The 13,821-nt window shown below is 67.1% G+C and carries 15 protein-coding genes; 6 read left to right on the top strand and 9 right to left on the bottom strand.

The features are described 5' to 3' along the window. The first annotated feature begins 2 nt into the window (after positions 1-2). Together hemQ and G6N44_RS05970 are read left to right on the top strand one after the other, a co-directional pair. Positions 3-698 carry a hydrogen peroxide-dependent heme synthase gene (gene hemQ / locus G6N44_RS05975; protein ID WP_163661993.1) on the top strand — a complete coding sequence of 232 codons (696 nt, stop codon included), beginning with the start codon at positions 3-5 and terminating at the stop codon, positions 696-698. 45 nt (positions 699-743) lie between these two features. After that, complete coding sequence (locus G6N44_RS05970; RefSeq protein WP_179964485.1) at positions 744-1,487, top strand: class I SAM-dependent methyltransferase; 744 nt, start codon at positions 744-746, stop codon at positions 1,485-1,487. Positions 1,488-1,496: 9 nt separating this feature from the next. Here G6N44_RS05970 and msrB read toward each other — a convergent pair whose 3' ends face one another. From msrB to G6N44_RS05950, 4 genes are all read right to left on the bottom strand, one after another. Continuing rightward, the gene (gene msrB, locus G6N44_RS05965) at positions 1,497-1,913 is read right to left on the bottom strand and encodes a peptide-methionine (R)-S-oxide reductase MsrB (RefSeq protein WP_163661992.1); all 417 of its coding nucleotides are present in this window, start codon (positions 1,911-1,913) and stop codon (positions 1,497-1,499) included. 88 nt (positions 1,914-2,001) lie between these two features. Next, positions 2,002-3,294: an arabinofuranan 3-O-arabinosyltransferase gene (gene aftC, locus G6N44_RS05960; protein ID WP_235683045.1), complete on the bottom strand. Its 1,293-nt coding sequence runs from the start codon at positions 3,292-3,294 to the stop codon at positions 2,002-2,004. Between the two features lie 33 nt (positions 3,295-3,327). Beyond that, complete coding sequence (locus tag G6N44_RS05955) at positions 3,328-4,905, bottom strand: alpha/beta hydrolase (RefSeq protein WP_163661990.1); 1,578 nt, start codon at positions 4,903-4,905, stop codon at positions 3,328-3,330. 30 nt (positions 4,906-4,935) lie between these two features. Continuing rightward, positions 4,936-5,706: a pyrimidine reductase family protein gene (locus G6N44_RS05950; RefSeq protein ID WP_163661988.1), complete on the bottom strand. Its 771-nt coding sequence runs from the start codon at positions 5,704-5,706 to the stop codon at positions 4,936-4,938. Positions 5,707-5,740: 34 nt separating this feature from the next. Here G6N44_RS05950 and zapE point away from each other — a divergent pair, with 34 nt between their 5' ends. Further along, positions 5,741-6,778: a cell division protein ZapE gene (gene zapE, locus G6N44_RS05945; protein ID WP_163661987.1), complete on the top strand. Its 1,038-nt coding sequence runs from the start codon at positions 5,741-5,743 to the stop codon at positions 6,776-6,778. On the opposite strand, the gene G6N44_RS05940 is transcribed toward zapE, so the two are convergent. From G6N44_RS05940 to G6N44_RS05930, 3 genes are read right to left on the bottom strand one after another with little or no spacing between them, the layout of a single operon-like run. Beyond that, entirely contained in the window at positions 6,775-7,305 is a 531-nt protein-coding gene (locus tag G6N44_RS05940; protein WP_163661985.1) for a GNAT family N-acetyltransferase, read from the bottom strand. The two genes, zapE and G6N44_RS05940, sit on opposite strands and share 4 nt — an antisense overlap. Next, positions 7,302-7,835, bottom strand: a complete 534-nt coding sequence (locus tag G6N44_RS05935; RefSeq protein ID WP_163661983.1) for a hypothetical protein — start codon at positions 7,833-7,835, stop codon at positions 7,302-7,304. The genes G6N44_RS05940 and G6N44_RS05935 overlap by 4 nt, the downstream gene beginning before the upstream one ends. Before the next feature lie 45 nt (positions 7,836-7,880). Next, a complete protein-coding gene (locus G6N44_RS05930; RefSeq protein ID WP_163661981.1) occupies positions 7,881-8,633 on the bottom strand; it encodes a Clp protease N-terminal domain-containing protein in 753 nt (250 codons plus the stop codon). 166 nt (positions 8,634-8,799) lie between these two features. Between G6N44_RS05930 and G6N44_RS05925 the strand changes: the two genes are divergently transcribed. Beyond that, entirely contained in the window at positions 8,800-10,143 is a 1,344-nt protein-coding gene (locus tag G6N44_RS05925) for a sensor histidine kinase (protein ID WP_163669651.1), read from the top strand. On the opposite strand, the gene G6N44_RS05920 is transcribed toward G6N44_RS05925, so the two are convergent. After that, positions 10,096-10,803 carry a FadR/GntR family transcriptional regulator gene (locus G6N44_RS05920; RefSeq protein WP_163661978.1) on the bottom strand — a complete coding sequence of 236 codons (708 nt, stop codon included), beginning with the start codon at positions 10,801-10,803 and terminating at the stop codon, positions 10,096-10,098. The genes G6N44_RS05925 and G6N44_RS05920 overlap by 48 nt on opposite strands. A 140-nt stretch (positions 10,804-10,943) precedes the next feature. Between G6N44_RS05920 and G6N44_RS05915 the strand changes: the two genes are divergently transcribed. Together G6N44_RS05915 and G6N44_RS05910 are read left to right on the top strand one after the other, a co-directional pair. Continuing rightward, positions 10,944-12,104 (top strand): CynX/NimT family MFS transporter, encoded by a 1,161-nt coding sequence (locus G6N44_RS05915; RefSeq protein ID WP_163669649.1) that lies wholly within the window; start codon positions 10,944-10,946, stop codon positions 12,102-12,104. Positions 12,105-12,331: 227 nt separating this feature from the next. Beyond that, positions 12,332-13,390: a 3-deoxy-7-phosphoheptulonate synthase gene (locus G6N44_RS05910; RefSeq protein ID WP_163661976.1), complete on the top strand. Its 1,059-nt coding sequence runs from the start codon at positions 12,332-12,334 to the stop codon at positions 13,388-13,390. On the opposite strand, the gene G6N44_RS29400 is transcribed toward G6N44_RS05910, so the two are convergent. Continuing rightward, the gene (locus tag G6N44_RS29400; RefSeq protein ID WP_179964484.1) at positions 13,387-13,623 is read right to left on the bottom strand and encodes a PPW family C-terminal domain-containing PPE protein; all 237 of its coding nucleotides are present in this window, start codon (positions 13,621-13,623) and stop codon (positions 13,387-13,389) included. The two genes, G6N44_RS05910 and G6N44_RS29400, sit on opposite strands and share 4 nt — an antisense overlap. Positions 13,624-13,821 lie beyond the last annotated feature (198 nt).

Here is a 13,821-nt window from a genome sequence, read left to right as displayed (position 1 = left end):
GTATGGCCAAGCTCGACTATGACGAACTGAACTCCACTCTCCGCTACCTGATGTTCTCGGTGTTCGCCGTGAGCCCGGGGGAACTGGGTGAGGACCGCGCCGAGGTGACTGAGGAGGCCGCGGCCTTCTTCAAAGCCCAGGAAGAGCGTGGTGTGATCGTGCGCGGCCTGTACGACGTGGCGGGCCTGCGTGCCGACGCCGACTTCATGTTCTGGACCCACGCCGAGACCATCGAGGCGCTGCAGGCGACCTATTCGGACTTCCGTCGCACCACCGCACTGGGCCGGATCAGCGACCCGGTGTGGAGCAGCGTGGCGCTGCACCGCCCGGCCGAGTTCAACAAGAGCCACGTTCCGGCCTTCATCGCCGGTGAGGATCCGGGCGACTACATCTGCGTGTACCCGTTCGTGCGGTCCTACGAGTGGTATCTGCTGCCCGACGAGGAGCGCCGTCAGATGCTCTCCGAGCACGGCATGGCCGCCCGCGGCTACAAGGATGTACGGGCCAACACGGTGCCGGCGTTCGCACTCGGTGACTACGAGTGGATCCTGGCCTTCGAGGCTCCCGAACTCGATCGCATCGTCGACCTGATGCGCGATCTGCGGGCCACCGACGCGCGTCGCCACACCCGCGAGGAGACGCCGTTCTTCACCGGCCCGCGGGTCACCGTCGAGAATCTGGTCGCCAAGCTGCCCTAGGCGCATTGACCTGGCCTTTCAGCCCGCGGGTCTACCCTCGCGGACATGACTGCTCCGCAAGAATCCGATCGCTTCGAAGAGATGTACCGCGACGAGCGGACTGCGCACGGACTGCCCGCCGCGACACCATGGGACATCGGTGGGCCGCAGCCGGTCGTGCAGCAGCTCGTCGCGTTGGGCGCGGTCAAGGGTGAGGTGCTCGATCCCGGTACCGGACCCGGTCACCATGCCATCCACTACGCGTCAAAAGGCTTGTCGGCCACGGGTATCGACGCGTCACCGGCCGCAATCGAACGGGCTCGGCAGAACGCGCAGAAGGCCGGCGTGACGGTGGACTTCCGGGTGGCCGATGCGACCAAGCTGGAGGGACTGGAAGCGAAGTTCGACACGGTCGTCGACACAGCCTTCTATCACGTCTTCACCGATGAGCCCGAGCTGCAGAACTCGTACGCGCGAGCCTTGCACCGGGCCACGAAACCCGGTGCGCGGCTGTACATGTACGAATTCGGCGACCACACCGTCAACGGCTTCAAGATGCCGCGCTCGATGACGGCCGACGATTTCCGTGGTGTGCTTCCCGACGCCGGCTGGGAGATCACCTATCTCGGCACGACCACCTACCAGGGCAACGTCAGCGTCGAGGTCTTCGAGATGATGGCGGCCCGCAATCCCGACATGGCCGACCAGGTGGCCCCGCTGCTGGAGCGATTGCGGGTCATCGAGCCGTGGCTGGTCGACGGACGGGTGCACATGCCGTTCTGGGAGGTGCATGCCACCCGGGTCGACTGAGGCCCGGCCTCACTCCGTCGTGGGCACCAGCTTCAGTGAGATGGAGTTGATGCAGTACCTCTGATCGGTCGGGGTGGGGTAGCCCTCGCCCTCGAACACATGCCCCAGGTGGCTGTGGCAGTTCGCGCAGACCACCTCGACGCGGCGCATGCCCAGCGAGGTGTCCGACCGCAAGATCACCGCGGCCGAATCGGCGGGGTCAAAGAACGACGGCCAGCCGCAGTGGGATTCGAACTTCTCGGTGCTGCGGAACAACTCGGCGCCGCAGGCCCGGCACTCGTATACCCCGTCGGTCTTGGTGTCGGTGTACTCACCGACGAAAGGGCGCTCGGTACCCGCCCGGCGCAGCACGGCGAACTCCTCGGAGCTGAGCTTGGCGCGCCACTCATCGTCGGTCAGTTGCACCTTGGGGCCCTCGGTCGTCATGTCCCCAAGTTACGTTCTGCGCGGGGGTTGGCGCCAGCGACCGGGCAAGCTGGAAGATCGGCCAGGCTGTGCTTGGCCGCAGTTCACCTCAGACTGATTCGGCTTCCTTGGGGCGGCCCAGCCACACCGGGTCGATGCCCTCGTCGAGCCTGCCGTCCTGCTTGGCGTCCAGGTAGCGGAAGTACAACGCGCAGAACACCACTACCAGCAGCAGTGACCAGCCGTAGGTGATCTTCATGTACTCCAGGAACCGGCCCGTGGTCGGCCAGCGCCACATCAGCCAGCGGTCCATCGTGAGGAAGCCGTAGACCGCCAGCCAGGCCGGCCAGTTCCGTAGCACCGAGTTCGGCAGCACGACCGTCATCAGGAACGGGAACAGCATCATCGAGTAGTAACCCTGTGCCAGCCCCATCACCAGCCACCAGGTGACCAGCAGCACCCCCGATGAGGTCAGCATCCAGAAAAGTTGATCGCGTTCGCGGTAGTAGCGGTACAGCAGCCACAGGCTGATAACCGCCAGCACGAGCGCCGTCAGTCGCATCACCACGATCAGCCAGATCGGCAGGCCGTAGTAGATGCCGTTGCCCTGGATCGAGGAGTTGAAGTAGTCGCGGGTCTCCAGGATGTAGGGGATCGTATTGTGCACGAAGCCCATCGGGTCGGCCGACAGCGGCCAGGCGACTGCGTTGAACACCAGGGGCACACCGAATGCGGTGATCAGGGTTCGCCACTGACGGTTGAGCAACGGCAACAGCAGCAGGGGCGCCAAGGACGGCTTCAGCACCAGCGTCAGTCCGATCGCCGCTCCGGCGAGCAGTTCGTTGCGGGTGCCGCCCTTGAGGAGGAACCAGAAGAACACCACCTCGCCCAGCAGGATGCAACCGTTGATGTTGGTGAAAACCAGCGTGTTGGTGACTGATTCGGTGCAGAACATGGCCAGCAGCAGGGCCGGTAGCGCCACCGAGGTCAGCGAGAACTTGAACAGCCGCACCAGAATGCACGCCGCAATGATGATGGCCACCGCGTTGATCGCGACGAACCAGAAGCGCGAGGCGAACTCTGGCAGGAACCCGAACGGAGACAACAGCAGAGTGCCGCCAGGTGGGTACAGGTAGTGCGGATCGACGAAATTGAAATGCTCGTTGTAGATCGCCCAGTGCCGACGGAAATTCGAGACCGCGCGGTATACGGGACCGAAGTCGTCGGTGATGTAGCCGTTGGTGGCCAGCACATAGCTGCGGTGGATGATCGACATGATCGCGATCGGCCACAGCACCGAGCGCAGCACCGCAGCGGTGCTCGGCGCTGAGGTGCGGGGACGGAAGGAGTTCAGAAGACCGACTCTGACTGAATTGGTCGGGGGTTCTGCTTCGGCCACCAGCGAACCGTACACCGACGCCGATCGAGCTCGGCGTCAGGCAGGACAGTACGTGTCGGTCTCGGGCAGTTGGCCGCTGTCGAGATAGCCCGTCATCGGCGGGAGCGCACACGCGGTGTAGATGCTGGCGCCGTGGCCGATGCCCTGCCACATCACCCGCCGGTTGTTGGCGCCGGCGTTGATGATGGTCGCCGCGACAGCGGCGACGCCCTCGTTGCCGACGATCGGGTCGTTGCGCACGCCGAGCAGCAGCACCGGAATCTTGAGATCCTGCGGGTCTTTCGGTGCCGAGCCGCTGGGCCAGTTGAGGCATTTGACGAGGTTCAGCGCCCCGACGGCACCGAACTGCGGGTAGAGCTTGCCCCAGGCGACCACCAGTTCGCGGACCCGGTCCGGGGTGGGCCGGTTGAGTGCGTCGCTGCAGGAGTTGACGAACTGGCCATCGGATTGGCGCAGGTTGTCGGACTGGGTGATGAGGCCCGAGATCGGGCCGACGTCACCGGCGCGCGCTGCGGCCAGGGCACCGGCCAGGTTGTTGGTGGCGGCCACCCGGTCACCTTGCGGGAAGCCCATTCCCGTGGTGATTGCGTCGGCCAGGGTGGCCACCGAGGCCCCGCCGGGGCCGCGGCCGGCCCGGGCTTCGGCCAGCAGCGCGTCGACGGCGCCCTTCGGGTCGGGAGCCAGGGCACAGTTGGTGGCCACGCACTGCGCGGCGAACGCGTCCAGCGCGGCCTGCTGGCCCTTGACGCGTTGTTCGGCCGCTGCCTCTGCACTGATCGCCAGCGGCAGCGGGGAGTCCAGGATCAGCCGGGACACCTTGTTGGGGTGCGAGCCGGCGTAGGCCAGTGCCACCTGGGCGCCGTTACCGATGCCCAGCAGTGCCAGCGTGGGCACATCCCAGGTGCTGCGCAGCTGTTCCAGATCCTCGGCGGTGTGCGCGTTGTCGTAGGCCGAGTCGCCCGGGGCGATGGTGTCGGTGCAGCTGGTGGTGGCGGTCATGGTGACCGCACCCAGGTTGGCCACCGGATCGTCGCCTGCCTGAAACTGTGTCTGGTCGAGCATTTCCTGACGGTCGTAGGCGTCACGGCAGTCCACCGCGCTGGACATCCCGATGCCGCGCCGATCCACCGCGACGATGGGATGCGATTTGAGGATGTCGGTTCCCGAGCGCGCCAGCCACGCAGGCAGTTGCACCGAGGTGGGGACGTCGGATCCGGTGGTCATGACGAGCGGGCCGGTATCGGGCGGGGTCTGTGTGGACCGGGCCCGCACCACGCCGATGCTGAGCGTTCCGGTGGCCCCGTTGATCGAGTCGAGGTCGGCATCGTAGGTCGCGCAGTCCAGCGTGATGTCGGGGAGCGGCGGGATGCCGGCGCCGTTGAACACCCGCGGGGTGCAGTCGCGCCACGACAGGTCGTTCTTGGGTGCTTCGATGCCGGGGGGACCGGGCGGGAGCGCCACGGTGGTTTCCGGCTGACCCTGCGGGTGGGCGCCGGAGTCGGTGGCATAGTGCGGATCTGCGGCCAGCAGGGGTGCGCATGCGGTGAGCAGAAGTGACAGGACGGGCGCGGCGACGGCCGACCTCCGCAGGGCTTTCACCAGCTGATGACGCATGGTGACCACAGTAGCGACCTGGGCGGTGTGCTAACCGCGGACGTAGCGCATGTAGAGGTAGCCCTCGTCGTCGGTGAGCAGGTGCGCGGGTCGCATCCGGGTGAACGTGTGGCCGGGCCCGGTGGCGATGCGCCGGGCCACGCCCCCGACCAGCACGGGCGCCACGGTCAGGCACAGTTCGTCGAGCAGATCGTTTTCGATCAACAGGCTCAGCAGCGACGGGCCGCCCTCGGTCAGGACCCGGAAGAGCTTGCGTTGAGCGAGGATTCGCAGTGCGACTGCCGGGTCGACGCGGGTCGGGTCGGCGCCGGATGCGTCGAGCACCTCGGCGACCGCACCCAGCCGGTGCTTCGCGTCGGCCACTGTCTTTGTGGCAGTGAGGATCAGCGGCGGCGTCTCGGTGCGGGTGAAGAACTTGGTGTCGGGTTCGAGTGCAGCCGATGCGGTGACGACAGCGATCGGTGGAACTTCGGCCTGTCCGCGGCGCTGGCGTTCCTGCCGTTGCGCGACGGACAGCTGCACCCCGGAATAGTTCTCGATCCGTACCGTGGCCGCGCCCATCAGGATGACGTCAGCGGCCTGGCGCATGAGATTGAACACAGCCCGGTCACCCGGACTGCCCAGCCCACCGGACTTGCCATCCTCGGTGGCACCGCCGTCCAGGCTGCTGATCATGTTGCCCCGCACCCAACATTTCTGCAGGTCATCGGGGTAGGCGTAATGGTCGGCCAGCTGCCCGTCGGCGATCTTGTCGACGTTTCCCAGCACGGTCAGATCTGCCCCGGCGGTGTTATCGGACATGAACTGAATTGGATCACGTGGCTACGCTGCCTGCATGCACGGGCCCAGCGGCGTCGCTCATCTCGCCGATCGTCATCCCACCGTCACGCCGGAGCGGTTGGTCGCACAGTTGACTCCGCCGCCGACGTTCGCCGACGTCAGCTACGACAGTTACCGGCCGGATCCGGGCGAACCGTCTCAGGCCGCCGCGGTGCAATCCTGCCGCAGTTTCTGTGAGCAGGCCGCAGTTCAGCGGGCGGGAAAGAAGAAGCTGTTCGGTAAGCGCGAGGTGCTGCCCGGGGTCGGGCTGTACCTGGATGGCGGGTTCGGTGTCGGCAAGACCCACCTGCTGGCCTCGACGTATTACACGCTGTCGCAGGGCGATGCCCCGACCGCGTTCGCCACCTTCGGTGAGCTGACGCAGCTGGCCGGTGTGTTCGGCTACAACGAGTGCATCGACTTGCTCTCCGAGTACTCCGTGGTGTGCATCGACGAGTTCGAGCTCGACGACCCGGGAAACACGACGCTGATCTCGCGGCTGCTCTCGGCGTTGGTGGAGCGCGGCGTGTCGGTCGCGGCCACCTCGAACACGCTGCCCGAGCAGCTCGGTGAGGGCCGGTTCGCCGCCCAGGACTTCCTGCGCGAGATCAATACGCTGGCCCAGATCTTCACCACGGTGCGGATCGAGGGGCCCGACTACCGGCATCGTGATCTGCCGCCCGCCCCCGAGCCGTTGTCCGATGACGAGGTGGCCCAGCGGGCCGAGGGCGTCACCGGCGCGACCCTCGACGACTTCGACGCGCTGTGTGCGCATCTGGCCACCATGCATCCGTCCCGCTATCACGCGTTGGTCGAGGGTGTCACCGAGGTGTTCATCACCGGCGTGCACCCGATCGAGGATCAGAGTGTGGCGTTGCGGTTGGTGGCGCTGACCGACCGGCTCTACGACGCGGGTGTCCCGGTGCTGGCGTCGGGGACCAAGCTCGACACCATTTTCAGCCCCGAGATGGTGGCCGGTGGTTTCCGGAAGAAGTACCTGCGGGCGACTTCCCGGCTGCTGGCGTTGACCGCCGCGGCGCAGAAGACCGTCTAGACCGACGGGCCGACCGACCGGACCATCACGTAGTCGCTCTCCACACCCGTCCCGAGCCGGAATGTCTTGGTGCCGCTGACGGTGAAACCGTTCTTGGCATAGAAGCGCTGGGCGCGCCGGTTCTCCTGGTTGACCCCCAGCCATACGCACCGCACGCCGGAATCGGCCGCGGCCTGCAGGGCCTCGGTCATGAGGGCCTGGGCCACCCCGCCGCCGTGGCGATCTGGCAGCACGTAGATCTTGGACAGCTCGAGTGCGGGCCGTTGCGTCACCGCCCGCTGCACATCGGCGTCGTCGGGAACACCGTGAATCAGCATGGCGTAGCCGGTGATCGCGGGGTCGCGGGCCACCAGCACGATCCGGTTCGGATCAGCGAGATACTCGCCGAAGCGGTCCTCCGAGAGCGTTGCGGCGACGAACGCGGCGACGTTGTCCGGTGTCACCGATGGGGGACAGGCCAGGGGAAACGTGGCGGCTGCGACCGCGGCGAGTTCTGGAACATCAGCCGCCGTCGCGCGGTCTATCAAGGAAGCGGTGCGCCTGGCTGCCACAGATTCCACTGCGCCAGGTGTTCGCCGGTCTTGGTGTCGGTCAACACCACATTGGTGACCAGCGCGCGGTAGACGTCCCAGTAGACGTCGCCGTTGACGGTGGCTCCCGGGGGCGCGTTGCGCAGCGCTGCTTCGAGCCGGTTGGGTGCATCGGTGTGCTTGGGTGCGTACGCGTCGGCGTACGGGGTGACGCCGTTGAACGTGAACGCCAGCGCCATCGCGTAGGGGTTGGGCGCAGCGACGGTGGTCACCGTGATCGGCACCCGCCACGGGCCGCCCTGTGCGCGCCAGCGCGGCGAGCCGTTCCAGCCCCAGCCGGGCGGAACGTCACTGGGGAGCACGTCGTGCACGGTGACGTCGGCGACGATGCCGTTGGCCGTCTTCACCCGCAGCGTCTGGCCGACGTTGCCGATCGGGGTTCCTTCGGCCGAGGCCGCCGGCGGGGCGACCAGGGCGGTAACCGCCACCACCATGGCCGTGAACATGAGCGCAAACCAGCGAGGCATGCCAGGCATGATCGCACAGAGTGAAACGTGTTACAGCCGGATGGGTCAGGACACACCAGGGCCGTCGTCCTGATTCGGGGCGGTGAGCTGTGCCAGGGCTGCGGTCAGCTCGGTTTCGAACCGGTCGGGGTCGGCGCCGAGTCGGTGTAGCGGGCCGTCGTCGCCTTCGGCCTCGGCCAGGGCGAGCAGGATGTGCTCGGTGCCGACGTAATTGTGTCCCAGCCGAAGGGCTTGGCGGAAGGTCAGTTCCAGCGCCTTCTTGGCCCCCGGATTGAACGGAATCAGGGCCGGCACCGCCCCGGTGGGTGGCGGCAGAGTGATGGTGGCGCGGGCGGTCTCGGCGGTGATGCCTTGGTTGGCCAGGAGTGTGGCGGCCAGTCCGTCGGGTTCGGCGAACAACGCCAGGACCAGGTGCTCGGGGGCGATCTCGGCATTGCCCGCTGCATGGGCGGTGTTCTGGGAGGCCACGACGACGTTGCGGGCTCGCGGGGTGAATCGGCCGAATCCGGCATTGGGGTCAAGGGCGGCCGGGTCGAAATCGGGAACCTTTGGCACGAAGCGTTTCTGGGCGGCCTGTTTGGTGACACCCATGGACTTGCCGATGTCGGTCCAGGATGCGCCGGAACGCCTGGCCTGGTCGACGAAGTGTCCGATGAGGTGGTCGGCAATGTCGCCGAGGGCGTCGGCGGCGATCACGGCGTCCATCAACTGCTCGAGTGGTTCGGTATGAGCCTTCTTGATCGCACCGATGAGGTCGTCGAGACGAACGGGGTTGGTGAGGGTGACGGGTTTGCTCATTCGTCAACTGTAGGTTGACGATGCGCGATCGTCAACCATAAGTTGACGCTCTTTCGGCTGTCGGTGCGGTGCTGGAGGAGCCGACCCGCACGGATCGGGCAAGATGGCGGCGGTGAATCTCGAAGATCGCGTCCTTCAGCTGCTGCGCCCGGTGCTGCGGCCGGTGATGCGCGTGCTGTCGCTGCGCACGATCGTCATCGTGGGTGCGTTGTCGGTGGTGATCACCGTCATCACGCTCGGGACCTGGGTGTGGATCGGCGTCACCAACGACCAGTACAGCCAGCTGGACCGGCGGCTCGACTCGTTGAGCAGCCTCGGTGACGTGAGCACGCTTCTCACCGCCACGAGGCAGGGAGCGACCGACAAGCCCCTCACCGACGACGGCGGGCTGGTCCGCACCGCGCACATCGGCGGCGTGAGTGTCTCGGTGCCCAGCAACATCGTGCTGCCGAAGCTGGAGAACGGTTACACGAACACGACTATCGACGGCGTCGAGTACCGCGTCCGGACGTTCACCGCGGGGCCGGCCGTCATCGCGCTGGGGGCGCCGCTGGCCGAGACGCAGCGCCGCATCGATGAACTGCATCTGCGGGTATTGCTGATCTGCGCCGGCGTCATCGGCAGCACCATCGTGGTCGGCTGGATGATCTCGCTCGTCATGATCACCCCGTTCCGGCTGCTGGCACAGCAGGCTCGCGCCATCAACGCCCAGTCCAAGCCCGACGAGGTACAGGTGCGCGGTGTGCGTGAGGCGGTGCAGATCGCCGAGGCGGTCGAGGGCATGCTGGCGCGCATCGGCGACGAGCAGGAACGCACCAAGGCCGCCCTGGAATCGGCCCGCGACTTCGCCGCGGTGGCGTCCCATGAGCTGCGCACTCCGCTCACCGCGATGCGCACCAACCTGGAAGTGCTGTCCACACTGGACATGACCGATGAGCAGCGCGATGAGGTGATCGGGGACGTGCTGCGCACGCAGAGTCGGATCGAGGGCACCCTGACGGCCCTGGAGCGATTGGCGCAGGGGGAGTTGACCACCGTCGAGGATTTCGTGCCGATGGACGTCACCGAACTGCTCGACCGTGCGGCACATGACGCTCTGCGGACGTATCCGGGCCTGCGCGCCACGCTGATGCCCTCGCCGACGGTGTTGATGCTGGGCATGCCCGCGGGCCTGCGACTGGTGATCGACAACGCCATCGCCAATGCCGTCAAGCACGGCGGTGCCACCGAAATCCGGCTCAGTGCCGTCAGTTCGGCCGACGATGTGCAGATCGTGGTCGACGACAACGGCTCGGGCGTGCCCGAGGCCGAGCGGGCCGAGGTGTTCGAGCGGTTCGCGCGTGGATCGACCGCGTCCCGGTCGGGATCGGGCCTGGGTCTTGCCCTGGTGGCTCAACAGGCGGAATTGCACGGTGGCACAGCCGCTTTGGTGGAAAGCCCGCTGGGAGGCGCGCGGTTGTTGCTACGGCTGCCGTTGACCCGGGGCCGGGTGGACGACGCCCCGTTCTGAGACGGGGCCGGGTGATGTCCGGGCCAGGATCTCGTCGAGGAACCCCGCGGCCTCCAGGCCGGCACGGTCCACGTCGCCGTCTGCGATCGCTTCGACCAGATCGTCGTGCGCGAACATGCCGCCGGGGCCTGCACTCGCGGTCGCGACGCTGGCGGTGATCGCCTCCAGGAGCCCGCGGTAGATCTCGATCAGCACCGGGTTGTGCGATGCCCGCACCACGGCCAGGTGGAATTCGGTGTCGGAGTGGGTGAATCGCGCGTGGTCGGTGGTGTCGGTGTGGGCCAGGTGGGCGCGCAGCCCGACCAGGTCCTCTTCGGTGCGGGCCACGGCGGCCAAGCGGGCGCCCTCGACCTCAAGGCAGCGTCGGACCTGGAGCACGTCGCGCAGTTCGGACCCGCAGAGTCGGCGCAGGGCGGCTGATACCTCGCTGGTGGCGCGCACGTAGGTGCCTGCGCCCTGTCGTACTTCGAAGATGCCGTTGTGTGCCAACGCGCGGATCGCTTCGCGCACCGTATTGCGGCCCACGCCGAGCGCCTCGACCAGTTCGGGTTCGGTGGGAATCCGGCTGTCGACCGGCCATTCGCCCGAGGTGACCAGAGCGCGCAGTTGGTCGATCACCTGGTCGACCAGGCCGGTGCGACGCGTTGTGGCGAGGGGCACTCAAAAACCCTTTCATCCAATCATGGGATGTATGGCACCATAGCCGAGTGAACCGGCCCCTGCGCAATAAGGCGCGTGACAGTTACGAGCACGATCTGGAGCTCGAGCTGGACGGCGCCGTAGAGGTGCGCCCCGCGGCGATGGCGGCCGGCGGTGCCCTGCTGATCGTGGCAGTCGTCCTGACCGCGCTGAACCTGCGCCCGGCGATCACCAGCATCGGGCCGGTCCTCGGGGAGATGCGCGAAACGCTCGGTGCCTCGGCGGTCTGGGCCGGCGTGCTGACCACCCTGCCCGGACTGTGCTTTGCCGCCGCCGGCCTGGCCGCACCGTGGCTGGCCCGGCGGGTGGGTCTGGGCCGGGCGATTTCGCTCGGGTTGGTGGTCCTGAGTGTCGGTCTGGTCATCCGGGTGCTGGACGGTCCGTACGTGGTCATCGGCGGAACGCTGGTGGCCACCGGCGGCATCGCGGTGGTGAACGTGCTGATCCCGGTGGTGATCAAGGGTTCGTTCCCGGCGCAGATCGGCCTGATGACAGGTGTCTACACCGCGGCGCTCCAGGGCGGTGGCGCGTTGGGTTCGGCGATCACCGCGCCGCTCGAACCGCTGCTCGGCGGTTGGCGCGGGGCGTTGGGCTCGTGGGCGGTGGTGGCCACCGTCGCGCTGCTCTTCTGGCTCGTGGGTGCCCGGGGCATCAGCCAGGCTCGCACCGAGCACGCCGCTGCCGGTCGACCCGCGCATTCCCTGTTGCGCAGCCCGTTGGCGTGGACGATCACGTTGTTCTTCGGCTGCCAGTCGTTCCTGGCCTACATCGTCATGGGCTGGCTGCCCGAGGTGTTCATCGACAGCGGGGTGAGCAAGACCGACGCCGGCCTGCTGCTCGGGTTGGTGTCCATCCTGGCCGTCCCGATCAGCCTGATCGTTCCGCCGTTGGCGGCCAGGCAGAAGAACCAGAGTGGCTGGATCGTGGGGCTCGGCGTGGTCGGCATGGTCGGCATGATCGGCCTGCTCGTGAATCCGGGCGCGGCACCGTTGGTGTGGAGCTTCTTCGTGGGCATCGGGATGAGTGTGTTCTCGTTGGCGCTCACGGTGATTGCGCTGCGCGCCCGTAATGCCGAGGACACCGCACGACTGTCCGGGATGGTGCAGGGCTTCGGTTATCTGCTGGCCGGTGTGGGTCCGTTCTCCTTCGGGCTGCTCCACAGCATGACCGCCGGCTGGACCGCGCCGTTTGCCATGGTGCTCGTCATCTACGTGGTGCAGATGGTGGCGGGGGCGCTCGCCGGTCGCAGTCGCTACGTGTGAGTGCGGGTTGCGGGGCTGCCCTGGCCGTGGTGTAGCCTGGGCGACGTGATTATCGGTGTGTGTGCCAGCTATTGGCGCTTTATTGAGGCTCCGGGCGGAGCCGATAAAGCGCAGCACTAAGCACGCATCCACCCGGAGCCCAGGCAGTGACCATCGGTCGCTGCCTTTCGTCGTTACAGGGCGCCGGAATCCTTGCCAGGTGCCCACCACCAGGAAGGCCCCTGACAATGAACTTGGCGCAGATCGCCAACGCCCCGGCCACATCGGACCGGCGCGTCCGAAGTTTCAGCGCGATCCCCAGCCCGCACGATGTGCTGACCGAATTCCCGTTGGGGGAGCGTCGCGCCGAACGGGTGGCGCGTGACCGCGACGAGATCGCCGACATTCTGGCCGGCCGTGACGATCGGCTGCTGGTCGTGGTCGGACCGTGTTCGGTGCACGATCCCGCCGCCGCTCTGGAGTACGCGAGCCGCCTGGTCAAGGTGGCCGATGAGCTCAAAGATCAGCTCAAGATCGTGATGCGGGTGTACTTCGAGAAGCCGCGCACCACGATCGGCTGGAAGGGCCTGATCAACGATCCGGGGATGGACGGCACCTACGATGTCGCGCGTGGCCTGCGGGTGGCTCGCCGGTTGTTGCTCGACATCATCGACATCGGCCTGCCGGTCGGGTGTGAATTCCTGGAGCCGACCAGCCCGCAGTACATCGCCGACGCGGTGGCCTGGGGTGCGATCGGAGCCAGGACCACCGAGTCGCAGGTCCATCGCCAGTTGGCATCGGGTCTGTCGATGCCGGTCGGGTTCAAGAACGGCACCGACGGCAACATCCAGGTCGCGGTCGACGGTGTGAAAGCCGCTGCGGCCCAACATGTGTTCTTCGGTATGGACGATATGGGCCGCGGCGCGGTGGTGAGCACCGCGGGCAATGAGGACTGCCACGTCATCCTGCGCGGTGGCACCGACGGCCCGAACTACGACGCCGACGCGGTGGCGGGCACGGCGGCCAAGTTGGCCGCGGCCGGGCTGCCCGGCCGCGTGGTGATCGATTGCAGTCACGCCAATTCCGGCAAGGATCATGTCAGGCAGGCGTCCGTGGCCACCGAGATCGCCCGAATGGTCCGTGACGGACTGCCGATCAGCGGTGTGATGCTGGAGAGCTTCCTGGTTGCGGGCGCGCAGTCGCCCGAGGCTCGGCCGCTCACCTACGGACAGTCGGTCACCGACAAGTGCATGGATTGGGCCGCAACCGATCTGGTGCTGCGGGAGCTGGCCCGGCGCGAGGGCTAATTTCCGCCCGGGTCGTCGCCGTCGGCGTCGATCTGCCAGCTTCCCGGCATCATCGGGATCGTCGTCCCGTTTCCGAAGGTGTCGTCGGCCAATGTGGTCATGCCGACCGGTCCGGCCGGGGTGGACTTCACTGCGGTGCCGCTGAATCCGAGATTTCCGACACCGCTGTCGCAGGCGCCCGTGGTGACGGGCGTCTCGGGCAGCGGCGCGGCAGCGGGTCCGTCGGCCGTCATGAACTCGTAGCGGTACCCGCGGTCCTTGGCGGTCCCGTCACGTCGCTTACGGGCCTGTGACCGTCGTTTGTTGATCGCGGCGGCTGTGGCGGCGGCCGCCGCGGACGTCCCGACGGAGTCCGAGGCCTTGGCTGTGGCGCTGTATTTCGACGTCGAGCCGAAACCGAATCCTGAACCTTCATAAGCTAAGTTGCCCCG

Origin of the sequence: Mycolicibacterium alvei (assembly GCF_010727325.1) — a bacterium.
GTDB classification, from domain to species: domain Bacteria; phylum Actinomycetota; class Actinomycetes; order Mycobacteriales; family Mycobacteriaceae; genus Mycobacterium; species Mycobacterium alvei.
Note: the sequence above shows the minus strand (reverse complement) of the source record. Positions and strands in the feature narration are given on the sequence as shown.